The 21,850-nt window shown below is 74.7% G+C and carries 24 protein-coding genes and 1 tRNA gene; 14 read left to right on the top strand and 11 right to left on the bottom strand.

What is annotated here, in order from left to right; translation table 11 throughout:
- Window positions 1-34: 34 nt before the first annotated feature.
- Window positions 35-829 (bottom strand): aldo/keto reductase, encoded by a 795-nt coding sequence (locus ACZ3IL_RS14595; RefSeq protein ID WP_467390487.1) that lies wholly within the window; start codon window positions 827-829, stop codon window positions 35-37.
- Window positions 830-1,120: 291 nt separating this feature from the next.
- Entirely contained in the window at window positions 1,121-2,944 is a 1,824-nt protein-coding gene (locus ACZ3IL_RS14590; protein WP_467390161.1) for an AMP-dependent synthetase/ligase, read from the bottom strand.
- A gap of 522 nt (window positions 2,945-3,466) precedes the next feature.
- Between ACZ3IL_RS14590 and ACZ3IL_RS14585 the strand changes: the two genes are divergently transcribed.
- The 6 genes from ACZ3IL_RS14585 (at window position 3,467) to ACZ3IL_RS14560 (ending at window position 7,716) form a co-directional block, all read left to right on the top strand.
- Entirely contained in the window at window positions 3,467-3,988 is a 522-nt protein-coding gene (locus tag ACZ3IL_RS14585; protein WP_467390159.1) for an isochorismatase family protein, read from the top strand.
- Window positions 3,985-4,368: a (2Fe-2S) ferredoxin domain-containing protein gene (locus tag ACZ3IL_RS14580; protein WP_467390157.1), complete on the top strand. Its 384-nt coding sequence runs from the start codon at window positions 3,985-3,987 to the stop codon at window positions 4,366-4,368. Before ACZ3IL_RS14585 ends, ACZ3IL_RS14580 begins: the two co-directional genes overlap by 4 nt.
- A 224-nt stretch (window positions 4,369-4,592) precedes the next feature.
- Window positions 4,593-5,540 carry a beta-ketoacyl-ACP synthase III gene (locus ACZ3IL_RS14575; RefSeq protein ID WP_467390155.1) on the top strand — a complete coding sequence of 316 codons (948 nt, stop codon included), beginning with the start codon at window positions 4,593-4,595 and terminating at the stop codon, window positions 5,538-5,540.
- A 165-nt stretch (window positions 5,541-5,705) separates the two neighbouring features.
- Window positions 5,706-6,416 (top strand): hypothetical protein, encoded by a 711-nt coding sequence (locus tag ACZ3IL_RS14570; RefSeq protein ID WP_467390153.1) that lies wholly within the window; start codon window positions 5,706-5,708, stop codon window positions 6,414-6,416.
- Window positions 6,417-6,579: 163 nt separating this feature from the next.
- On the top strand, window positions 6,580-7,230 hold the full coding sequence (locus tag ACZ3IL_RS14565; protein WP_467390151.1) for a class F sortase: 651 nt from the start codon (window positions 6,580-6,582) through the stop codon (window positions 7,228-7,230).
- 401 nt (window positions 7,231-7,631) lie between these two features.
- Window positions 7,632-7,716 (top strand) — tRNA-Leu (locus tag ACZ3IL_RS14560).
- A 93-nt stretch (window positions 7,717-7,809) separates the two neighbouring features.
- Here ACZ3IL_RS14560 and ACZ3IL_RS14555 read toward each other — a convergent pair.
- Genes ACZ3IL_RS14555 through ACZ3IL_RS14545 form a run of 3 tightly spaced genes read right to left on the bottom strand, consistent with a single transcriptional unit; the run spans window position 7,810 to window position 9,522 of the window.
- On the bottom strand, window positions 7,810-8,520 hold the full coding sequence (locus ACZ3IL_RS14555) for a class I SAM-dependent methyltransferase (protein ID WP_467390149.1): 711 nt from the start codon (window positions 8,518-8,520) through the stop codon (window positions 7,810-7,812).
- 34 nt (window positions 8,521-8,554) lie between these two features.
- On the bottom strand, window positions 8,555-9,079 hold the full coding sequence (locus ACZ3IL_RS14550) for a hypothetical protein (RefSeq protein ID WP_467390147.1): 525 nt from the start codon (window positions 9,077-9,079) through the stop codon (window positions 8,555-8,557).
- Window positions 9,080-9,084: 5 nt separating this feature from the next.
- The gene (locus ACZ3IL_RS14545; RefSeq protein ID WP_467390145.1) at window positions 9,085-9,522 is read right to left on the bottom strand and encodes an ATP-binding protein; all 438 of its coding nucleotides are present in this window, start codon (window positions 9,520-9,522) and stop codon (window positions 9,085-9,087) included.
- A 265-nt stretch (window positions 9,523-9,787) separates the two neighbouring features.
- Between ACZ3IL_RS14545 and ACZ3IL_RS14540 the strand changes: the two genes are divergently transcribed.
- The 3 genes from ACZ3IL_RS14540 to ACZ3IL_RS14530 all read left to right on the top strand — a co-directional run bounded on the left by ACZ3IL_RS14540 (window position 9,788) and on the right by ACZ3IL_RS14530 (window position 11,789).
- Window positions 9,788-10,660 carry a helix-turn-helix domain-containing protein gene (locus ACZ3IL_RS14540; protein WP_467390143.1) on the top strand — a complete coding sequence of 291 codons (873 nt, stop codon included), beginning with the start codon at window positions 9,788-9,790 and terminating at the stop codon, window positions 10,658-10,660.
- Window positions 10,661-10,897, top strand: coding sequence for a DUF397 domain-containing protein (locus ACZ3IL_RS14535; protein ID WP_467390141.1), 237 nt, complete (start codon window positions 10,661-10,663; stop codon window positions 10,895-10,897).
- Between the two features lie 73 nt (window positions 10,898-10,970).
- Window positions 10,971-11,789: an SAM-dependent methyltransferase gene (locus ACZ3IL_RS14530; protein WP_467390139.1), complete on the top strand. Its 819-nt coding sequence runs from the start codon at window positions 10,971-10,973 to the stop codon at window positions 11,787-11,789.
- A gap of 73 nt (window positions 11,790-11,862) precedes the next feature.
- On the opposite strand, the gene ACZ3IL_RS14525 is transcribed toward ACZ3IL_RS14530, so the two are convergent.
- Complete coding sequence (locus tag ACZ3IL_RS14525) at window positions 11,863-13,206, bottom strand: 6-phospho-beta-glucosidase (RefSeq protein ID WP_467390137.1); 1,344 nt, start codon at window positions 13,204-13,206, stop codon at window positions 11,863-11,865.
- 133 nt (window positions 13,207-13,339) lie between these two features.
- Here ACZ3IL_RS14525 and ACZ3IL_RS14520 point away from each other — a divergent pair, with 133 nt between their 5' ends.
- Window positions 13,340-13,777, top strand: coding sequence for a YchJ family protein (locus ACZ3IL_RS14520; protein ID WP_467390135.1), 438 nt, complete (start codon window positions 13,340-13,342; stop codon window positions 13,775-13,777).
- 75 nt (window positions 13,778-13,852) lie between these two features.
- On the opposite strand, the gene ACZ3IL_RS14515 is transcribed toward ACZ3IL_RS14520, so the two are convergent.
- Window positions 13,853-14,047: a hypothetical protein gene (locus ACZ3IL_RS14515; protein WP_388697296.1), complete on the bottom strand. Its 195-nt coding sequence runs from the start codon at window positions 14,045-14,047 to the stop codon at window positions 13,853-13,855.
- A 627-nt stretch (window positions 14,048-14,674) separates the two neighbouring features.
- On the opposite strand from ACZ3IL_RS14515, the gene ACZ3IL_RS14510 reads away from it, so the two are divergent.
- Entirely contained in the window at window positions 14,675-14,932 is a 258-nt protein-coding gene (locus ACZ3IL_RS14510; protein WP_467390484.1) for a WhiB family transcriptional regulator, read from the top strand.
- A gap of 44 nt (window positions 14,933-14,976) precedes the next feature.
- Here the strand turns inward: ACZ3IL_RS14510 and ACZ3IL_RS14505 are convergent, their stop codons facing one another.
- From ACZ3IL_RS14505 to ssgD, 3 genes are all read right to left on the bottom strand, one after another.
- Complete coding sequence (locus ACZ3IL_RS14505) at window positions 14,977-15,951, bottom strand: acyl-ACP desaturase (RefSeq protein ID WP_467390133.1); 975 nt, start codon at window positions 15,949-15,951, stop codon at window positions 14,977-14,979.
- A 308-nt stretch (window positions 15,952-16,259) separates the two neighbouring features.
- The gene (locus ACZ3IL_RS14500) at window positions 16,260-17,903 is read right to left on the bottom strand and encodes an ABC-F family ATP-binding cassette domain-containing protein (RefSeq protein WP_467390131.1); all 1,644 of its coding nucleotides are present in this window, start codon (window positions 17,901-17,903) and stop codon (window positions 16,260-16,262) included.
- 356 nt (window positions 17,904-18,259) lie between these two features.
- Window positions 18,260-18,676, bottom strand: a complete 417-nt coding sequence (ssgD, locus tag ACZ3IL_RS14495) for a spore wall synthesis regulator SsgD (RefSeq protein WP_388697069.1) — start codon at window positions 18,674-18,676, stop codon at window positions 18,260-18,262.
- Window positions 18,677-19,026: 350 nt separating this feature from the next.
- Here ssgD and ACZ3IL_RS14490 point away from each other — a divergent pair, with 350 nt between their 5' ends.
- Window positions 19,027-20,175, top strand: coding sequence for a WD40/YVTN/BNR-like repeat-containing protein (locus ACZ3IL_RS14490; RefSeq protein WP_467390482.1), 1,149 nt, complete (start codon window positions 19,027-19,029; stop codon window positions 20,173-20,175).
- Here the strand turns inward: ACZ3IL_RS14490 and ACZ3IL_RS14485 are convergent.
- Window positions 20,172-20,471, bottom strand: coding sequence for a YciI family protein (locus ACZ3IL_RS14485; RefSeq protein WP_467390128.1), 300 nt, complete (start codon window positions 20,469-20,471; stop codon window positions 20,172-20,174). The two genes, ACZ3IL_RS14490 and ACZ3IL_RS14485, sit on opposite strands and share 4 nt — an antisense overlap.
- Before the next feature lie 89 nt (window positions 20,472-20,560).
- Here ACZ3IL_RS14485 and ACZ3IL_RS14480 point away from each other — a divergent pair, with 89 nt between their 5' ends.
- Window positions 20,561-21,292, top strand: a complete 732-nt coding sequence (locus ACZ3IL_RS14480; protein WP_467390126.1) for an endonuclease V — start codon at window positions 20,561-20,563, stop codon at window positions 21,290-21,292.
- Window positions 21,293-21,565: 273 nt separating this feature from the next.
- Window positions 21,566-21,823, top strand: a complete 258-nt coding sequence (locus ACZ3IL_RS14475; protein WP_467390124.1) for a VOC family protein — start codon at window positions 21,566-21,568, stop codon at window positions 21,821-21,823.
- Window positions 21,824-21,850 lie beyond the last annotated feature (27 nt).

Here is a 21,850-nt window from a genome sequence, read left to right as displayed (position 1 = left end):
CCGGAACTCCGGCGCGGCCCGGGGCCCCACGTGCTCAGGCGCCGACGGCGAACTCCGCCGGGTCCGGGCCCAGCCGCCGGTTCTCGTCGAGGGCGGCGATCGCGGCCAGGTCCTCGTCGTCCAGCTCGAAGCCGAAGACGTCGATGTTCTCGCGGATGCGCGACGGGGTGACCGACTTCGGGATCACCACGTTCCCCAGCTGGAGGTGCCAGCGCAGCACCACCTGCGCCGGGGTCCTGTCGTGCTTCCGCGCGATCGCGACGATCGCCGGAACCTCCAGGAGCCCCTTGCCCTGGCCGAGCGGCGACCACGCCTCGGTCACGATGCCGTGCCGCGCGTGCGCCTCGCGCGAGGCCCGCTGGGAGAGCTGGGGGTGCAGCTCGATCTGGTTGACGGCGGGCACGACCGAGGTCTCGCCGATCAGCCGCTCCAGGTGCTCGGGGAGGAAGTTCGAGACGCCGATCGCCTTGGCGCGCCCGTCCGCGTAGATCTTCTCGAAGGCCCGGTACGTGTCGACGTACGCGTCCTTCGCGGGCAGCGGCCAGTGGATCAGATAGAGGTCGACGTAGTCGAGGCCCAGCCTGTCGAGGGAGGCGTCGAAGGCGCGCAGCGCCGCGTCGTGGCCGTGATCGCCGTTCCACAGCTTGGTGGTGACGAACAGGTCCTCGCGGGCGATGCCGGAAGCGGCGACGGCGCGGCCGGTGCCCCGCTCGTTCTCGTAGGCGGCGGCGGTGTCGATCGATCGGTACCCGGCTTCGAGGGCGGTCGCCACGGCCTTCTCCGCCTCGTCGTCCGGCACCTGCCAGACTCCGAATCCCAGCTGCGGCATCGGCACGCCGTTGTTCAGGATGACCGGGGGGACCTTGCTGTCCGTGCTCACGTGAGGGGAATCCTTACGTCGTTCTAGGTCGTACGGGGTACTCCCAGCGTCAACGATCACGGGCCGTTCCGCATTCCGGCCCCGGCCGCCGGGGCCCCTCCCGCCGGGCACTTCCCCCTCCCGCCGGGGTTCCTCCCGCCGGGCACTTTCCCCTCCCGCCGGGGTTCCTTCCGCCGGGCACCCCCGGAGCACCCCTTCCGCCGGGCACCCCCCCGGGGCGCCCCTCCCTGCGGGCTCCGCTCAGCCGTACAGCGCCGCGACCTCCACCGCGTACGCCCGCTCGATCGCCCTCCTCTTCAGCTTCAGGGAAGGCGTGAGCAGTCCGTGCTCCTCGCTGAAGGGATGCGCCAGTATCCGGAAGGTCCGGATCGACTCGGCCTGCGAGACCAGCGTGTTCGCCGCCACCACGCCCCGCCGGACCTCCGCCTCCAGGGCCGGGTCGCGGACGAGTTCGGCCGGGGGGAGCGGCGCCCGCCCCTGCACGGCGAGCCAGTGCTCCACCGCCTCCCGGTCGAGCGTCACCAGGGCGGCGACGTACGGCCGGTCGTTGCCCACGACGATGCACTGGGCGATCAGCGGATGCTCCCGCACCCGGTCCTCCAGGGCGCCCGGGACGACGCTCTTGCCGCTCGACGTCACCAGGATCTCCTTCTTCCGCCCGGTGATCGTCAGGTAACCGTCCTCGTCGAGGGCGCCGATGTCCCCGGTGGCCAGCCAGCCGTCGCTCAGGACGGCGGCGGTCGCCTCCGGATCGTTGAGGTAGCCCGAGAAGACCTGCCCGCCGTGCAGCCACACCTCCCCGTCCTCCGCGATGTGCACCGTGGTCCCCGGGACCGGCTGCCCGACCGTGCCGTACTTGGCCCGCCCGGGCGGGTTCGCCGTGGCGGCGGCCGAGGACTCGGTGAGCCCGTACCCCTCCAGGACCGGGACGCCCGCGCCCGCGAAGAACAGGCCCAGCCGGCGGTCCATGGCCGAACCGCCCGACATCGCGTGCCGGACCCGGCCGCCCAGGGCCGCGCGGACCTTCTCGTACACGGTCTTCTCGAAGAACCGGTGCTGCACGCGCAGCGCCGCCGACGGGCCCGGCCCGCGCCCGAACGCCCTCTGCTCCAGCGCCTCCGCGTACGCCACCGCCACCTCCACGGCCTTGTCGAAGGGGCCCGCCCTCCCCTCGCCCTCCGCCGTGCGCCGTGCCGCGCGGAAGATCTTCTCGAAGACGTACGGGACGGCCAGGACGAAGGTCGGCCGGAAGGCCGCCAGGTCCGGGAGCAGCTCGGCCGCCGCCATCACGGGCTGGTGGCCCAGCTTCACCCCGCCCCGGACCGCCGCGACCTCCACCATCCGCCCGAAGACGTGCGCCAGCGGCAGGAACAGCAGCGTCGAGGCCCGTTCCTCCGGCCGGGACCGGAACACCGGCTCCCAGCGGCCCCGTACCATGTCGGTCTCGAACATGAGGTGGGCGTGGGTGATCACACAGCCCTTGGGGCGGCCGGTCGTCCCCGACGTGTAGACGACCGTCGCCACCGTCTCCGGGGTCACCGCCCGCCGGTGCCGGTGCACGACCTCCTCGTCGATGCCGGTCCCCGCCGCCGTCACCTCCGCCACCGCGCCCGCGTCCAGCTGCCACAGCCGCCGCAGCCGGGGCAGCCGGTCGACCACCGAGCCGATCGTCATGGCGTGGTCCTCGTGCTCCACGACGCAGGCCGTGACCTCCGCGTCGTGCAGCATCCAGAGGACCTGCTCGGCGGAGGAGGTCGGGTAGACCGGCACGGGCTGCGCGCCCAGCGTCCACAGCGCGAAGTCGAAGAGCGTCCACTCGTAGCGGGTGCGGGCCATGATCGCGACCCGGTCGCCGAACCGCACCCCCTCCGCGACGAGTCCCTTCGCGAGGCCCAGCACCTCGTCCCGGAACCCGGCGGCCGTCACGTCCCGCCACCGCCCGTCCGGGCCCTTGCGGCCGAAGGCGACCCGCCCGGGATCGGCCAGGGCGTGCTCGAACACGGCGTCCGCCAGACCGCCGACCTGAGGCGCCGCCTCGACGGGCGGCACGGTGAACTCGCGCACTGACCTGCTCCTCGACGGCTCGATGGCTGCCCGAAGGCCGCCCGACGGCTGAAACCCGTTGTCGCGCTCCGTACGGCGCGGGTGACGGTACCCCACCCCATGACCCGGCGGCAGGACCTTCACCAAGCCGGGACGTTCCGCGTTCCCACAGGTCAGCATGGGTGGGGACGGCGGACCGCGACCGCCGTCGGCCCGTCGCGGGCCACGCGGTGCGCCCGCCGGGCACGAATCTCCACGGAATCTGTACGGGCCGGCCACGCGGAGCCCCCGGCCGGCCGGGAGAAGCCCCTTCGGCAAGCGCCCGGACCTTCCCGGAAGTCCCCCAGGAACTCCCCGGGAAGTCCCCGGCGGCTCCTCCGGCACGGCCGCCCGGCACCCTCCCCGTGGACGCCTCCCGCCCGGCCCCGGGCCGGACGCCACCGCCCTCCGGGGGCCGGGGAGGGCGGCGCCCACCCCTCTCCGTAGGCCGGATCACACCCCCGTCCGTCCCTCGGTGATCATCCGGGCCGCTACGGTGCTTCCATGCCCGCACTCGATCCCGGCCGCACCGCGCTCGTCCTCGTCGACCTGATGGAACGCATCGTCGCGCTGCCCCTCGCCCCCCGCCCCGGCACCGACGTCCTCGCCGCCTCCGCCCGGCTCGCCGACGCCTTCCGGGACGCGGGCGCCCCCGTGGTCCACCTGCGCGCCGAGCGGCCGAACACCGCCACCCAGCCGCCCGGCAGCGAACTCGTCCCCGACCTCGTCGGGGACGGCGAACCGGTCGTCGTCAAGCGGACCATCGGCGGCTTCCACGAGACCGGTCTCCACGAACTGCTCTCCGGCCTCGGCGCCACCACCCTCGTCCTCGGCGGCATCGCCACCAACCTCGGCGTCGAGTCCACCGCCCGCGCCGCCTGCGACCTCGGGTACGACCTCGTCTTCGCCGAGGACGCCATGTCCGCCCTCACCGCCGACGAGCACCACGCCTCCGTCGCGCTCGACTTCCCCCGCCTCGGCACGGTCGCCCCCGTCTCGGCGATCACCCTGGACGGCCCGGAGTGAGCCCGTTCCCGATACGGTACGGGGCCCGGCCCTGCTCCCTGGTCGTCTGCCGGGGCTGCTGCTGCGGCGACGCCCGCAAGAACCCCGGCACCGACCACGACGCCCAGCTCGCCCGGTTCCGCGAGGCCGCCGCGGCCTCCGGCGGCCGGCTGCTCGTCCGCACCAGCGACTGCCTCGGCCCCTGCGCCCAGGCCAACGTCGTCGTCGTGCAGCCCTCCACCGAGGGCCGGCGGCGCGGCGGACGGGCCGCGTGGGTCGGCTTCACCCTGGACGACGACTGCCTCGACGACATCCTCGCCTGGACCGACGCGGGCGGCCCCGGCATCGCCCCGCCCCCGGCGACCCTCGCCCTCCAGCTGATCGACCCGCCGAAGAACTGAACCCGGCCGCCGCCCCGCCCGGCCGGGGGGCGGCGGGGCCCGCATCCGGTCCCGCCCGGACGAAGGGCGGCACGACCGGGGCACGCGCCCCGACCGGCCCCTTGTCACGGTCGGCCAAGCGGTACGGGGGAACGTTGGTGGTTTACGTCACCGGTTACCCGTCAGTCGCTGGCAAGACTGGGTGGTCCTGCCGGACGAACGAACCACCTAGGGGGTCCCTGAGCATGACGGGCACTCGCATTGCCGCGCTCGGGCACTACCAGCCCGCCAGGGTGCTGACCAACCACGACCTCGCCGGGATCGTCGACACCGACGACGCGTGGATCACCAGCCGGGTCGGCATCCGCACCCGGCACGTCGCCGGACCGGACGAGCCCGTCGACGAACTCGCCGCCCACGCGGCGGGCAAGGCCCTGGCCGCCGCCGGCCTCACCCCCGGCGACATCGACCTGGTCCTCGTCGCCACCTCCACCGCCATCGACCGCTCGCCGAACACGGCCGCCCGCGTCGCCGCCCGCCTGGGCATGGGTTCGCCCGCCACCCTGGACCTCAACGTGGTCTGCGCCGGCTTCACGCACGCCCTGGCCACCGCCGACCACACCGTACGGGCCGGCGCGGCCCGCCGCGCCCTGGTCATCGGCGCCGACAAGATGACCGACGTGACCGACTGGACGGACCGCACCACCTGCGTCCTCGTCGGCGACGGCGCGGGCGCCGCGATCGTCGAGGCGGTCGAGGACGGCTCCCCTGCGGGCATCGGCCCCGTCCTGTGGGGCTCCGTCCCGGAGATGGGACACGCCGTCCGCATCGAGGGCACCCCGCCCCGCTTCGCCCAGGAGGGCCAGAGCGTCTACCGCTGGGCGACCCAGCGGCTCCCCGCCCTCGCCCGCGAGGCGTGCGAACGCTCCGGGACCGCCCCCGAGGACCTCGCGGGCGTGGTCCTGCACCAGGCCAACCTGCGGATCATCGAGCCGCTCGCCGCGAAGATCGGTGCCGTCAACGCGGTCGTCGCCCGCGACGTCGTCGACTCCGGCAACACCTCCGCCGCCTCGATCCCGCTGGCCCTGGCCAAGCTGGTCGAACGCGGCGAACTGCCCTCCGGCGCACCGGTCCTGCTCTTCGGCTTCGGCGGCAACCTCTCCTACGCCGGCCAGGTGATCCGGGTCCCGTAGCCGGGGCGCGGGCCGCCGGGCCGCACCGGCGGGCGTACCCCGTCCGGCGGAGCCCGGTGGCGGCGGGCCGGGGGCGGGCCTAGCTTCGGACGCGGTGAGGGCCGCTCCCCTCCGGCCGCGGAAACGCTCCGCGACCGGGGCCCTCGTGTGATCCGGAGGACCGCCATGCGCGCGATACGTGCCGCCACCGCGGCCGCCCTGTTCGGTGCCGCCGCCGTTCTGGCGACGGGTTCCGCCGCCCTGGCGGACGGGGCCGACACCCCCGTCACGTCGTTCGGCTTCTCCGTCACCCCGACGACGGTCGCCCCCGGCGGCACCGTCACCCTCGCGTCCGAGGGCTGCGAGGCGCCGTCCGTGACGGCCACCTCCGGCGTGTTCGACGCCGTGACCCTCGGCGAGGGCCGCCCGGGCACCGCGACCGTGGACCCCGCCGCCGAGCCTGGCGCCCGGCACGAGGTCACCTTCGACTGCGGGGGCGAACGGGGCACCACCGCCCTCACCGTCGCCGCGGCCGACGCGGCCGAGCCGACGGCGGGTCACACCGGCGGGACCTGGCCGCAGGACGCCGTCGAGCCCACGGCCGGTCACACCGCCGATGCCTGGCCGCACGACGCCGCAGAGCCGACGGCGGGTCACACCGGCGGGGCCTGGCCGCACGACGCGGCCGAGCCCACCGCCGGCCACACCGCCGGCACCGCCACGCCCCCCGGTACCGCCCCCAAGGGCGTGAAGGCCGGCTACGGAACCGCCTCCTCCGGCGCGGAGGCCGGCGGACTGCGTACGGCCGAGATGGTGACGGGAGCCCTGCTCATCGTCGGCGCGCTCGGCGCCGCCGTCGTCCTGGCCCGCCGCCGCGGCGCCGGCGGCCGCTTCTGACGGCGGGGACCCGGGGGACCTGAAACGGCCCCTCCGCCCCGGTGTGACGAGGACCGGGGCGGAGGGGCGCCATGCCCGTACGGGCACGAGGACGGACGGCGCGGGGCCCGCGAAGGAGAACGAAGAGAACGAAGGGGAACGGAGAGGGCGGAGGAGGGCGGACGTGGGACGGTCGGACGGCACGGGCCGGCGCGGCGCCTGGGGCGTCGTCGCCGTCGTCCTCCTCGTCGGGGTGCATCTCGTGCGCGGAGGTGGGGAGGAGCTCCGGGCGGACGGCCCGCCGCAGCCCCTCCCGGCCGCCGCCCCCGACGGCGCCCGCGCCCGCACCGCCGCGTTCGCTCCCGCTCCCGGTCCGCTGCCGGCCTCGCCGCCGACCCGGGTCCGGGTCCCGGCCGCCCGCGTCGACGCGCCCGTCACCGGCGTCGGCCTCGACGCCGACGGATGGATCGAGCCACCGCCGCCGGAGGAGGACCGGCTCGCGGGCTGGTTCACCGGAGCGGTCACCCCCGGCGAGCGCGGTACCGCCGTCGTCGTCGGCCACGTCGACACCCCGGCCGGCCCGGCCGTCTTCTACGGCCTCGGCGCCGTCGGCCGGGGGAGCCGCGTGGAGGTCCGGCGCCGCGACGGCAGGACCGCCGTCTTCACGGTGTACGGGGTGGAGGTCGTCCCGAAGGAGGGCTTCCCCGCCGGGCGGGTCTACCGGGACACCGGTCTGCCGGAACTGCGCCTGATCACCTGCGGCGGCAGGTTCACGCGGGAGAAGGGCTACGAGGGCAACGTGGTCGTCTCGGCCCGCCTGACCGAAGTCCGCTGACCGCCCGGCCCCACCCCGCCCCGCCTCTCCCGGCCGGAGCCCGCCGCCCCCGGCGCCCGGCCGCGGCCCTACGCCGGACCGCGCCCGCTCTCTCCTCTCCCGCCCCCCCCCGTGGACCTGACGGACTCCGGACGGAGCATTGGCCCGGACCATGCCGCAGTGACCAGGGTGGCTCCCACGGAGCCGGCGTCGGGGGGCGTCGGGCTCCCACCCGGCGGCGTTCACCTTCGGTACGCGAGCGAACGCGCACCGTGAGAGCGACGGGACGGGCCCGGCCGGAGCGGGGGCGACGGGACCCCGCCACCCCACTGACCACGGGAAACGCTGGTGAAAGGGGCCCCGAACCCCTGGTAGAGTTATCTCTGTCGCCGCGGGGGAAACCCCGGGACGACAGACACCTTGTCCGGGTGGCGGAATGGCAGACGCGCTAGCTTGAGGTGCTAGTGCCCTTTATCGGGCGTGGGGGTTCAAGTCCCCCCTCGGACACAGAGAAGAAGCGCCGGTCGACCTCGTGTCGACCGGCGCTTCTCGTGTGCCCGTGAACGGCCCGGCCCGGGGCGCCGGGTCCTGCGGTACTGCCTAGCCCTTCCGCGCCACCACCAGTCTGCACCGGGGGCTCCCGTCCTCCCGGCGGCCCAGGGGTTCGACCGGGACGAGGGAGACGTCGAAGCCCGCCGCCTCCAGGCGGGCGCGCACGTCCGTGAGGCGGAAGGTGCGGTAGTACATGACGAACGGCGGGCGCCACAGCGCGTTCCTGACCCGCATCACCGCGTCGAAGCCCCACAGGGTCCAGTAGGGGCGCGAGCCGACGGCCGGTGGGGCCGGGAGGGGGAAGGCGAAGGTGCCGCCGGGGCGGAGGGAGGCGTGGACCTGCGCGAAGAGGGTCCGCTGGGCGTCCGGGAGGAAGTGGCCGAAGGCGCCGAAGCTGACCGCCAGGTCGAAGGCCGGGGCGAAGGGCAGGGCCAGGGCGTCGGCGCGCACCAGGCCGGCGTCGGGGTGGGCGCGGCGCGCCCCGGCCAGCATGCCCGCGCTGAAGTCGACGCCCGCGACCCGGCCCGCGCAGACCGAGCGGAGGACGCCGAGCCCGGCGCCGGTGCCGCAGCAGACGTCGAGGCCCGTGTCGAAGGGCCCCAGGGGTTCCAGGGTGCGGGTCACCGCCTCCAGGAGGCGGTCGGAGGTGCGGAAGGGGGTCGCGTCGAACTTGTCCGCGAGCAGGTCGTAGCCGTGCTCCACGGAGGAGAGCGCCTGGACGGCCAGTTCGCGGAGGGTGGGACCCTGCGGAGTGGACATGGGCCCGACCCTATGCGGTGGGGGCCGGCGCGCGTCAGAGCGCGCTGCGCACCGGGGACACCGACCAGGCCGGGGCGATGCCCGTCAGCTGGCAGGTCAGCAGGTACAGGGGGATCGGCGGCGTGTAGGGCGAGCTGCCGTCGGGGCGGTGGACGAGGCGGGGGCGGCGGTCCGGGATCTCCGCGCCGGGCGCGTAGCAGGCGGGCAGCGGCCAGGTGAGGTCCAGGTCGGAACCGGCGGGGACGAGCCACCACCACCAGGCGGAGTCGGCGTAGACGCAGCCCTGGGCGGGGAGCCGGGAGAGGATCTTGAAGCCGAAGCGGGCCGGGACGCCGACGGCGTCGCAGCCGAGACCGGTGCGGAGGCCTGCGGGGACGGCGAGGCGGGTGGCGTCCAGTCGCCGGGGGCGTGCCGAATCGGCCGGGACGCGGGCGCCGGAGGCCGCCGGGAGGCGGCGGGCGTCCAGTTCGAGGCGGAGTTCCCGGGAGCGTCCGGCGGCCGGGGCGAGGCCGGCGCCGGGGTACCTGCTGCGGGCCCGCGGCATCATGCGGGTCGCCATCGACCTCAGCACGGTTCGCCCGTGCCGTGGTCCAGCTCCGCCCAGACGGTCTGCGAGGTGCCGTGGCCGGTGCGCTCGGCGCCCCAGGCGCCGCACAGCGCGTCGACGATGAGGAGGCCGCGGCCCCTCTCGTCCTCGCCGCAGTCGCGTATCCGCGGTCCCGCCGGGCCGCCCTCGTCCCGTACCGCTATCCGCAGCTTCTCCCCGCCCTCGCGGAGCTCGCAGACGAAGCGGCCGCTGGCGGTGTGCACGACGGCGTTGGTGACCAGCTCGGACACGATGAGCGACACCGTGTCCCGTACGTCGGGGCCGCAGCCCCAGATGATGAGCCGTTCCTCCGCGAGCCGCCGGGCGCGCGCGACCGACACGGTGAGGGCCGGCAGCTCGAAGGCGAAGCGCCGTACTGCGGGGGTGGTGGTCCGGGGCTGTGGGCGCTGGGCCATGACGCGGGGACTCATGAGACCTGAAGGCTGCGCGTTACCAGAAGCCACGACCGGTTCCTCACAACAGTGGGCAGGACTTGCCGTACGGCGCCGGCGCCGGGGCGCGGAGACGCACGACGGCAGCGTGTACTGGTTCACCGGAACACTGTCCTCCTGACTCGGACACTTGGCAAGTGGCACTCTGAAAATTGCAGAGTGCCGTGTTCTCTCTGACCCCGCTTCGTGGCACACTCGGTCGAAACAGTGCGTCGGGGGAGGTCTGACAGTGAGCGAGCCGCGGTCCGCCCCGACGGTGGGACAGGTCGTCCTCGGAAAGCGACTGCAGGATCTGCGCGAGCGGGCCGGCATGAAGCGGGAGGAGGCCGCGAAGATCCTCCGCGTGGCCCCGGCCACCGTCCGGCGGATGGAGACCGCCGAGGTCGCGCTGAAGATCCCGTACGTGCAGCTCCTGCTGAAGGAGTACGGGGTCACGGACTCCGAGGCGGAGGGCTTCGTCGCCCTCGCGGAGGAGGCCAACCTCCCCGGCTGGTGGCAGCGGTACCACGACGTGCTGCCCGGCTGGTTCTCCATGTACGTGAGCCTGGAGGGGGCCGCGAGCCTCATCCGCGCGTACGAGCCCCAGTTCGTCCCCGGACTGCTCCAGACCGGGGAGTACGCCCGTGCCATCCTGCGCGGCGGGGCGGTCGGGGGCGGCGGCGGCGTCGGGGACGAGGACACCGAGCGCCACGTGGCCCTGCGCATGGAGCGCCAGTCCCTGCTGACCAGGGAGGACGCCCCCAGGTTCTGGGTGATCATGGACGAGACGGTGTTCCGCCGGCCGGTCGGCGACGGGCCCGAAGTGATGCGCGGCCAGATCGACCGGCTGCTCGAGGCCTCGGAGATGCCGAACGTCACCCTGCAGATCGCGGAGTTCGCGTCCGGCCACCACCCCGGCACCTACGGACCGTTCGTCCTCTTCCGCTTCGCCGTGCCCGAACTCCCGGACATGGTCTACAGCGAGTACCTGACCGGTGCCGTCTACCTCGACGCGCGTCCCGAGGTGGCGTCCCACCTGGAGGTCATGGACCGCATGGCGGCGCAGGCCGCGACTGCACAACGCACGAAGGAGATTCTCCGGAATCTCCGCAAGGAGCTGTGAATGGACCGCGTGTACAACGGCATGCCCGCCGCCGAGCTCGGTGCCGAGGGATGGCACAAGCCGTGGAGCGGCGGGAACGGGGGCAACTGCGTGGAGGCCATGAAGCTGGCCGACGGCAGGATCGCCGTGCGGCAGTCCGCGGACCCCGAGGGGCCCGCGCTCATCTACACCCACGGAGAGATCGAAGCCTTCATCCAGGGGGCGAAATCCGGACAGGCTGACTTCCTGCTCACCTGACCCTTCCGTCCCGCCCCGCGCATCGCGTAACTCTTGCTCCCGTACACCTCGTTCGTCCCGACCAGGAGAGCCGATGACCCAGGACCCCGCCGCCCCGCGCAGCGAGATACGCATCGACACCAGCAAGCCGCATCCGGCGCGCATGTACGACTGGTTCCTGGGCGGCAAGGACAACTACCCGGTCGACGAGGCGATGGCCCGCCAGCTCCTCACCCTCGACGCCCGGGGCCGGGACATGGCCCGTGTGAACAGGGCGTTCATGCACCGCGCCATCCGCTGGCTCAGCGCCCGGGGCGTCCGCCAGTACCTGGACATCGGCACGGGCATCCCGACCGAGCCGAACCTGCACCAGATCGCGCAGCAGGCCGCGCCGGAGTCCCGCATCGTCTACTGCGACAACGACCCGATCGTGCTCGCGCACGCGGCCGCCCTGCTGCGCTCGACCCCGGAGGGGGCCACCGAGTACATCCAGGCGGACGCCCGTGAGCCCGAGGCCATCCTGGAAAGGGCCGGAAAGGTCCTTGACTTCGATCAGCCGATCGCCCTGTCGATGCTCGCCCTGCTGCACTTCATCGGGGACGAGGACGGCGCGCACGATCTGGTCGCCAAGATCGTCGAGAAGCTCGCGCCGGGCAGCTACCTCGTCCTCTCCCACGTCACCGGGGACTTCAACCCCGAGGGGTCGGCGCAGGCGGTCGCCCTGTACAAGGAGCGCGGACTGACCCTGCGGCCCCGCTCGCGCGACGAGCTGGCCGCGTTCTTCGACGGCCTGGAAATCGTCGAGCCGGGCGTCTCGCTCACCGCCGAGTGGCACCCGGAGCTGGGCGAGCCCGTCCCGGTCCAGGGCGACGAGCCCATCCCGGGGTGGGCCGGCGTGGCCCGCAAGCCCTGACCCCCGCCGACGGCGTGACGGGACCCGCGGGCCCTCCGGCCCGCGGGTCCTCGCCGTACGCCTCCCCGGCGGCTCAGTTCCGCAGGTGGGCGAGGCCCGGGTGCTCCGCCGCGTACCGCTCCACGAGCCGGCGGGCGACCGCGACGGAGTCCACCAGCGGGTGCAGCGCGAAGGCCTTCACGGCCGTCTCCCGGGAGCCGCTCTCCGCCGCCGCCAGCACCTCCCGCTCCACCGCCTTCACGGCGGTCACCAGACCGACGGCGTGGTACGGCAGCGGGGCCGCCGCCACCGGGCGGGCGCCGTTCGCGTCGACCAGGCAGGGCACCTCGACCACCGCGTCCGCGTCGAGCACGGAGAGCGTCGTGCCGTTGCGCACGTTCAGGATCAGCGTCGTCCGCTCGTCGCGCGCGACCGCCCGCATCAGGGCGAGGGCCACCTTCTCGTAGCCGCCCGGCTCCAGGTCCTCCCCGGCGCGCTCCCCGGCCCCGGCCGCCTCCCGGTTGGCGGCCATGTAGGTGGCCTCCCGGTCCGCGAGCGTGCGGCGCCAGGTGGCCAGGGCCGGGGTGCCCGGCCGGCCCATCTCCTCGTAGAAGGCGTCCTGCTGGTCGCGCAGGTACGCCCCGCGCGTCCGCTCCGCGGTCCGGTAGGCGCGCACCGCCTCCCGGTTGAAGTAGTAGTAGTGCAGGTACTCGTTGGGGACCGCGCCGAGCGAGCGCAGCCACTCCGGACCGAAGAGCCTGCCCTCCTCGAAGGAGCCGAGCGCCTTCTCGTCGGCGAGCAGCCGGGGCAGCTCGTCCCGGCCGCCGATCCGCACCCCCCGCAGCCAGCCGAGGTGGTTGAGGCCCACGTAGTCGAACCAGGCCTCGTCCGGGTCGGCGCCCAGGACGCGGGCGACCCGGCGGCCCAGGCCCACGGGGGAGTCGCAGATGCCGACGACCCGGTCGCCGAGGACCCGGGACATCGCCTCCGTGACCAGGCCCGCCGGGTTGGTGAAGTTGATGACCCAGGCGTCCGGGGCGAGTTCCGCGATCCGCCGGGCCACGGCCGTCGCGACGGGCACGGTCCGCAGCCCGTACGCGATCCCGCCCGCCCCCACCGTCTCCTGGCCGAGCACCCCTTCGGCGAGCGCGATCCGCTCGTCCGCCGCCCTGCCCCCGAGGCCGCCGACCCGGATCGCGGAGAAGACGAAGTCCGCCCCGCGCAGCGCCTCGTCCAGGTCCGTCGTCGCCGTCACCGCCGGCGCGTCCGGCACCCCTTCCGCCTGGTCCGCGAGGACCCGCGCGACGGCGGAGAGCCGCGCTCCGTCCGGGTCGTACAGGGTGACCCGGGTGACCCGCCCCTCGGCGTGGTCGCCGAGGAGGGCGCCGTACACCAGCGGCACCCGGAATCCGCCGCCTCCGAGAATCGTCAGTCTCATGCCCTCACGCTACTGGGAGGCCCCCCGGGGCAGCCGGATTCCGGACGGGCGCCCGTCCGGGCGCCTCCGCGGCGGGTGCCCCCGGACCGGCGGCGGGGCCCGTCCCGGGGGCGCGGTGGGGGAGAATGACGGCATGTCCCGACGCAAGACCCGCCCCCGCACCCCGCAGGCCCCCGCCGTGACGGCGGCCTCGCCCTGCCCCTGCGGCACGGGCGTCCCCTACGGCGAGTGCTGCGGCCGTTTCCACGCGGGCACGGGCGGCGCCGCGCCCACCGCCGAACTCCTCATGCGCTCCCGCTACAGCGCCTTCGTGGTCCGCGACGAGGCCTATCTGCTGCGCACTTGGGCGCCGGAGACGCGGCCGGACGGGATCGACTTCGACCCGGGGCTGCGCTGGACCGGCCTGGAGATCGGGGAGACCACCGGGGGCACCGCCTTCCACCAGCACGGCACCGTCGCCTTCACGGCCCGCCACGTCCACGGCGGGGAGCCGGGCGCGCTGCGCGAGCGGAGCCGTTTCGCCCGCCGCGAGGGGGCGTGGGTGTACGTGGACGGGGACGTCGCGGAGTAGCCGGAGGCGCCGGGGAGGCGCTGGGGGGAGGCCGAAGCTCCCGCCCGTGCCGGAGGGCGCCGGGCGGATGCCCCGTCAGGGGGTGACGGGCAGTTGGGGGTGGTGCTTGGCGAGGATCTTGTTGGCCCGCGCGAGCGCGGCCAGGGCGTGCTCGCGGTCCGCCCGGTCCTCCGCGCAGAGCGGCCCCCGGAACCGGTACACCTCGCGGGCCGCGGAGTCCGCGTCCACCTCGGCCTGCAGGACGTGCAGCGGCAGACAGGAGCCGATCATCGCGGCCACGCGGTCGGGGATCGGAACGGGGACGAGGCGCGAGGGCGAGGTGATCACGGGCAGTCCTAGTGGGGGTCCGGGAGGGGTACGGAAGAGTGTCCCCCCATACGTACCGGATCGCGGTAGGGGTGCTGCCACGGGGATGTCGCGGGACGGTGACGGCGCGGGGCGCCGCCGCCGGGGCGCACGGGCGGGGAGGGGGCCGACCCGTCGCCGGCGCCGGGCGCGGGCGGGGGCGTTCCCGCAGGTGTGGGGGCGGGCGGTCGCGGCTGCTTTTCGCACCCCCCTTCCGTATCGACCGCGTGTTCGTCGAATGCGCGATCGAGTGGGAGGCCCGGAAAGGGATCGATCATCGATAGAATGTGAAGCATCTCACTCGGGGTGCGGACGTCTTCCGGGTCGGCGGGAGGTGTGCCTTTCACGCCGCCGGTGCCGGGATCGTGTCAACCCGCCGGGGCGCCTTGCCGGGGCGCCCCGCCGCGCCACCCCGGCCGGAGGGACGGGGCCCGCCCCACCGGCTCCGTGACCCCGCCGGACCGTCCCGCCGGGAGCGGCGCACCGCCCCCGGCGCGCCGCATTGATCGAACGTTGATGGCTCGTTTACGACGCCTCGGCATCGTGTACGGCATGCAGACCGACACGAGCGTACTGACCGCACCGGAGCCCGACATGACCTGGCAGGAGAACGCACTGTGCGCCCAGGCGGGCCCGGAGTTCTTCTTCCCGGCGCCCGGCTCCTCCACCCGCGAGGCGAAGCGGCTCTGCGGGGCCTGTGAGGGGCGCGTGGCCTGCCTGGAGTACGCGCTGGAGCACGACGAGCGGTTCGGCGTCTGGGGCGGGCTCTCGGAGAAGGAGCGGTTCCGGCTGAAGCGCGGCCGGGCCTGAACGCGCGGCGGGCGGACCCGTCCGCCGCGCGGTGGAACCGGCGGTCAGCCCGCCGCGCGGGCCGCGAGCCGGGCCTTGCGGGCCGCGAGCTTCTCGTCGAACTTGCTCGCCTCGCCGTCCAGGCCCTCCATGTACAGGCCCAGCTCCTCCTGGGCGCGCAGGCCCTCCGGCCCCAGACCGTCGATCTGGAGGACCTTCAGGAAGCGCAGCACGGGCTGGAGGACGTCGTCGTGGTGGATGCGCATGTTGTAGATCTCGCCGATCGCCATCTGCGCCGCCGCCCGCTCGAAGCCCGGCATGCCGTGTCCGGGCATCCGGAAGCCGACCACGACGTCCCGTACGGCCCGCATGGTCAGGTCCGGGGCGAGCTCGAAGGCCGCGCCCAGCAGGTTGCGGTAGAAGACCATGTGCAGGTTCTCGTCGGTGGCGATGCGGGCGAGCATCCGGTCGCAGACCGGGTCGCCGGACTGGTGGCCGGTGTTGCGGTGCGAGATGCGGGTGGCCAGCTCCTGGAAGGCGACGTACGCCACGGAGTGCAGCATCGAGTGCCGGTTGTCCGACTCGAAGCCCTCGCTCATGTGCGCCATCCGGAACCGCTCCAGCTGGTCCGGGTCGACGGCGCGCGAGGCCAGCAGGTAGTCGCGCATCACGATGCCGTGCCGGCCCTCCTCGGCGGTCCAGCGGTGCACCCAGGTGCCCCAGGCGCCGTCGCGGCCGAAGAGGCTGGCGATCTCGTGGTGGTAGCTCGGGAGGTTGTCCTCGGTGAGCAGGTTGACGACGAGGGCGATCCTCCCGATGTCGGTCACCTTGGACTGCTTCGGGTCCCAGGCCTCGCCGTCCTCGAAGAAGCCGGGGAAGTTGTGGCCGTCGGACCACGGCACGTACTCGTGCGGCATCCAGTCCTTGGTGACCTTCAGGTGACGGTTGAGTTCCTTCTCCACGACCTCTTCCAGGGCGTAGAGCAACCGTGCGTCGGTCCACCCAGCCGAGCTGTCGAGGGAGGGAGAGGTGAGCGTCAAGGGGGACTCCTGGGGACGGAGGGGGGCACGCGGACGTACTTACGGATTCGTAGGTTACGAAACCGTAGGTTAAGCCTCCGTAAGTCTCCGGCCAAGCCCGCCCCCGTCACGCCCGGTCACACCGGGTCATGACCCCTGCTCCGGCCGGACGGGGAACGCGCAGGTCACATCCCGTACGACCCCCTCCAGGCACCCCGCCGGACACGCAGCGCGAGTGCCCGGCGCGGCGGGCGGGGGGATTCGGTCCCTGGCCGGAAACGGTGCGCGGGCGGGGTCGGTCCTTGGCCGGAAACGGTGCGCGGGCGGGGTCAGCCCCTGTCCGGAAACGGTGCGCGGACCTCCTCGGCGGTCGTCGGCCGCAGCGCGCCGTCGAGCAGCAGCCAGCGGGTGATCCCGAGCGACTCCAGGAACGCCACGTCGTGGCTCGCCACGACCAGCGCCCCCTCGTAGGCGTCGAGGGCCTCCGTCAGCTTCCGCGCCGACGCCATGTCAAGGTTGTTCGTCGGCTCGTCCAGCATCAGCAGCTGCGGGGCCGGCTCCGCGAGGAGCAGGGCCGCGAGCGTCGCCCGGAACCGCTCCCCGCCCGAGAGGGTGCCCGCGGCCCGGTCCGCCCGCGCCCCCCGGAACAGGAACCGGGCCAGCCGGGCCCGGATCGCGTTCGCGGTCGCCGCGGGCGCGAAGCGGGCCACGTTCTCCACCACGCTCAGCCCGTCGTCCAGGACGTCGAGCTGCTGCGGCAGGAAGCGGAGCGGCACCTTCGTCTCCACCTCGCCCGACAGGGGCTCCAGCTCTCCGGCGATCGTCCGGAGCAGCGTCGTCTTGCCCGCGCCGTTCGGGCCGACCAGCGCGATCCGCTCCGGCCCGCGCAGCTCGAACCCGCCCTCCACGCGCGCCCCGTGCCGCAGCTCCAGGTCCCGCAGGCGCAGCACCTCGCGGCCCGGCGGCACCGAGGTGCGCGGCAGCTCGATCCTGATCTCGTCGTCGTCCCGCACCGCCTCCACCGCCGCGTCGAGCCGTTCCCGGGCCTCCGAGAGGCGCTCGCCGTGGAGCGTGCGCTGTTTGCCGGCCGTGACCTGGGCGCTGCGCTTCCGGCTGTTCGCCACCAGCTTGGAGGCGACCTTGTTCTCGAAGCTCTTCTGCCCGTACCGCCTGCGGCGGGCCAGCTTCATGTGGGTGTCGGCGAGTTCCCGCTTCTGCCGCTGCACGTCGGCCTCGGCGACCCGCACCATCCGCTCCGCCGCGTCCTGTTCGGCCGCGAGCGCCGTCTCGTAGTCCGACCAGGAGCCGCCGTACCAGGCGACCTCGCCGTCCCGCAGGTCCGCGATCTGGTCGACCCGCTCCAGGAGTTCCCGGTCGTGGCTGACCACGACCAGCACCCCGGACCAGTTCTCCACCGCCTCGTAGAGGCGTGCGCGGGCGCGCAGGTCCAGGTTGTTGGTCGGCTCGTCCAGGAGCAGGACGTCGGGCCGGGCGAGCAGCAGCGCGGCCAGGCGCAGCAGCACGGACTCGCCGCCGGAGATCTCGCCCACGGTCCGGTCCAGGCCGACGTGGCCGAGCCCGAGCTGGTCGAGGACGGCCCGTGCCCGCTCCTCCACGTCCCAGTCGTCGGCGAGGGCGGCGAAGTGCTCCTCGGCGGGGTCCCCCGCCTCGATGGCGTGCAGGGCGGCCCGCTTCGCGGCGACGCCGAGGGTCTCGTCGACCCGGCGCGAGGTGTCCAGGACCAGGTTCTGCGGCAGGTGGCCGAGTTCGCCCGTGACCCGGACCGTGCCGGAGGTGGGCGTCAGCTCGCCCGCGAGCAGTCTGAGGAGGGTGGACTTGCCGGAGCCGTTGAGCCCGACGAGCCCGGTGCGGCCGGGGCCGACCGCGAGCCGGAGACCGTCGAAGACCTCGGTGCCGTCCGGCCAGGAGAAGGAGAGCGAGGAGCAGGTGAGGAACGTGGGGTGAGGGGCCATGGGTGCCTCCGGGGTGCGAACGCGGGCGTACGGGATGCGATACGCGGAGACACCGGGGCGCGGGCAGCGGGAAGACGGCTCGTACGCCGAGGTCGAGAACGGCACACGCGGCACGGGGGCGCGCGCGGCACGGTGTCTCGCAACCTCAGACGAGCAACGTCCTTCTCCGATCGGGTGACGGCGGGGGTCGTCACCGACCGTACGGTCCCGGCCGGGAGGGCGGCAAACGGTTTACGGCGCGGCGGCACCGGGCCGGGAGACGGCCGTGCCCGCCGCGGAGAAGGAGCGGGCCGAGCGGGAGGAGGGGCGGACGGAGCGGAGGAAGGAGCCGGCGGAGGGTGAGGCCGGGGCGATCGTCACGGGTGCTCGCGGAACAGCTCCGTCAGGTCGTGGTCCCAGTCCAGGTACTGGTGCTCGCGTCCCTCGGGGACCAGGTGCTGCGAGCGCTCCAGGAACCGGCGCAGTTCCGAGGTCCGGACGTGGACCATGGCCACCCCTTCCGGGGCGTGGAACTCCACCACGGTCCGGTCGTACCCGTACGGGCGCAGCCGCACGTCCCCGACGCCGGCCGGGCGCTCGACCCCCTGGACGAGCAGGTCGCGCGCGAAGGCCCAGGAGACCTCGACGCCCTCCAGGGTCGCGGGGGGCGGGAAGGCCATGCTGACGGCGTACGGATCCTCGCGGTCGTACCGCAGGGTGGCGGGGACGGTCTCCATCCGGGGAGCGGATGCGACCAGACGGGCCTGGACGGCCTGCTCTATGACGGCGGACAAGACCGGCTCCTCTCGTACGGGCTTCGGGTCTTCTGCGTCTCCCCGAGACCGGGGCTTCTGACACCCGTGAAGACGGGTGAGGGCCACGGGGCGTGCATTCCGGGATCGCGTGAGCTGCGTCACCGCGCCCGCCGGGAGGGGAATCCGGGCAGGCCGGAGCCGTCGCGGACCCTCCGGAGGCGCTCCGGGGCGGGGGTCCGTCCCGGACCGGCGGGGCCGCCGCGTCACCGGCCCGGACCGTACGGGCACGCTCCGCCCGCCCCGTCGGCCGGGTGGGCGCCCTGGACGGGGGGCGGTCCCGGGCGCTAGCTTCCGGCGCCATGACGTCCATGGGGAAGACGAGACGAATGATGTCGGCGGGACTCGTCGGGGCGGCGCTCGCGCTGACCCTGACCGCCCCGGCACGGGCCGGGGAGACCCCCGCGGCCTCCGCCGGCCGGCCATCCGCCCCGGCGGCCGGCGAGCGGTCCGGCCCGGCGGTCGCCTGGCGGCTCACGCCGACCGGGACCGGCGCCCGCTTCCGGGGGCTCGCGGCGGTCGACCGCCGGACCGCCTGGGTCGCGGGCTCCAAGGGCACGGTGCTGCGCACCGGCGACGGGGGCAGAAGCTGGCGAAACGTTTCCCCGCCGGGTGCGGAGGGACTGGAGTTCCGCGACGTGGAGGCCTTCGACGCCCGCCGGGCCGTCGTCCTCGCCATCGGGGAGGGAGAGGCATCCCGGGTGCTGCGCACCGAGGACGGCGGCACCACCTGGACCGAGTCCTTCCGCAACACCGACCCGCGCGCCTTCTACGACTGCATGACCTTCTTCGACCACCGGAACGGCCTCGCCATGAGCGATCCGGTCGACGGGAAGTACCGCATCCTCTCGACCCGGGACGGCGGCCGGTCCTGGCGGGTCCTGCCGAACGCAGGGATGCCGGACGCGCTCCCCGGCGAAGCCGGTTTCGCGGCGAGCGGCCAGTGCCTGGTGTCGGCCGGCCCCCGGGACGCGTGGCTCGCGACGGGCGGCGGCGCCACCGCCCGCGTGCTGCACTCCGCCGACCGGGGACTGACCTGGACCGCGACCGACTCGCCCGTCCCGGCGGGCGACCCGGCCCGGGGCGTCTTCGGACTCGCCTTCCGCGACCGCGCGCACGGCATCGCGGTCGGCGGCGACTACCGCAAGGACCAGCCGTCCCCCCGGGCCGCCGCCGTCACCGCCGACGCGGGCCGCACCTGGCACACCCCGGCCGCGCCCCCGCCCGCCTACCGCTCGGGCGTCGCCTGGCTCCCGCACGGCAGGACGTCCGCGCTCGCCGTGGGCCCCACCGGCACGGACCTGACCACCGACGGAGGCCGCACCTGGCGGACGGTCGACACCGGCTCGTACGACACGGTCGACTGCACCCCGGACGGCGCCTGCTGGGCCTCCGGCGAACAGGGCCGCGTCGCACGCCTGGCACACCGCCGGGGGCCGGACGCGGAGGCCCCGTCCGGTCACCCCGGCGACAGGCCCTAGGAGGACGGCAGCTCCCGGTACGCGGCGATCCCGTCGGCCGTCCTGGTCGCGTGGAACTCCGTGATCCGGTACGCGCACACGCCCCCGGTGCTGAACGGGTCGGCCGCCGCGATCTCCTCGATCCGCGCGCGGTCGACCCCGGCGGCCAGGATCACCCCGCCGTCCCGGGGGTTCTTCCGCCCCGACGCCAGGAACACACCGGCCGCGTACTGCTCGTCGAGCCAGGCGATGTGGTCGTCGAACAGCGCGTCCACCCGCTCGACGGGGGCGGTGTAGGTCAATTCCAGTACGAACATGATCGCCAGGCTACCGCCCGCTCCCGGGCGCCCGCCGCCCCCGCCGGGACCCGGTACGGGCGCCCGCCCGGCCGTAGGGTGACCGCATCATGAGGATCATCGAGATTCCGGCGGGCTGGCCCGCCGACGAGACCACCGCCCTCGCCGTCCAGCGCGAACTGCGGGAGCGGCTGGTGCGGGACGAGACGGGACCGGAGGTCGGCGAGGGCCATGTCACGGGGCTCGACGTGGCCTACGACGACGAGCGGGACCTCGTCGCCGCCGCGGCCGTCGTGCTCGACGCCCGGACCCTGGAGGTGGTCGAGGAGGCGACGGCGGTCGGCCGGGTCTCCTTCCCGTACGTCCCCGGACTCCTCGCCTTCCGGGAGGTCCCGACCGTCCTCGCCGCGCTCGGCGGCCTGACCGCCGACCCCGGCCTCCTGGTCTGCGACGGCTACGGCCTCGCCCACCCCCGCCGCTTCGGCCTCGCCTCCCACCTCGGCGTGCTCACCGGACGCGCGTCCGTGGGCGTCGCCAAGAACCCCTTCGCCTTCACGTACGAGCAGCCCGGACCCGCGCGCGGCGACTCCGCCCCGCTGCTCGCCGACGGCGAGGAGGTGGGCCGGGCCGTGCGCACCCGTGCCGGGGTCAAACCGGTCTTCGTCTCCGCCGGCCACAGGATCTCCCTCGCCCGCGCCTGCGCCCACACCCTCCACCTGACCCCGCGCTACCGCCTCCCCGAGACCACCCGCCGCGCCGACTCCCTCTGCCGCCGCGCCCTCGAAGAAGCACGCGGGCAGACCGGGACCCCTCTGCGTACGCGTACGGACACCGGCCCGTGAGCACGCGTACGGATGCCCGCCCGGCAGAGTGGGGCGCATGACAACTCCCCCGTCGCCGCGTCGCGTTCCCCCCGGCGCGCCCCGGTTCCGGCCCTCCCCGCCACCGGTCCCCTCGCGCCGGCCCGGAACCGTGCCGTGCCCCGCACCGCCCGGGCACCGCGTGATCGGGCGGCTGAGGTGCGTCGTCCTCGACTGCCCCGACGCGACCGAACCGGCCTCCTTCTACCGGACGCTGATCGACGGTGGGATCGAGGAGCCCGACCCCGCCGGGCCGTGGGGGAGGGCTGTGTCGTCCTGCGCGGCGACCGCGGTCCGGTCCTCGCCTTCCAGGGCGTCGCCGACCACCGTCCGCCCGTCTGGGGCGCGCCCGAGCAGCAGTTCCACCTCGACGTGCGGGTCGACGGCCCGGCCGCCGCCGACGAGGCCGTCCTCGCGCCCGGGGCCGTACCGCTCGACGACGGGAGAGGGGACCCGGCCCGGCGCGTCTACGCGGACCCGGCCGGCCACCCGTTCCGTCTCGTGGGGCCCTGAGGCCCGCCCCGCGGGCCCCGGCGGCGT

The organism is Streptomyces sp. NPDC014907 (assembly GCF_055562975.1).
Note: the sequence above shows the minus strand (reverse complement) of the source record. Positions and strands in the feature narration are given on the sequence as shown.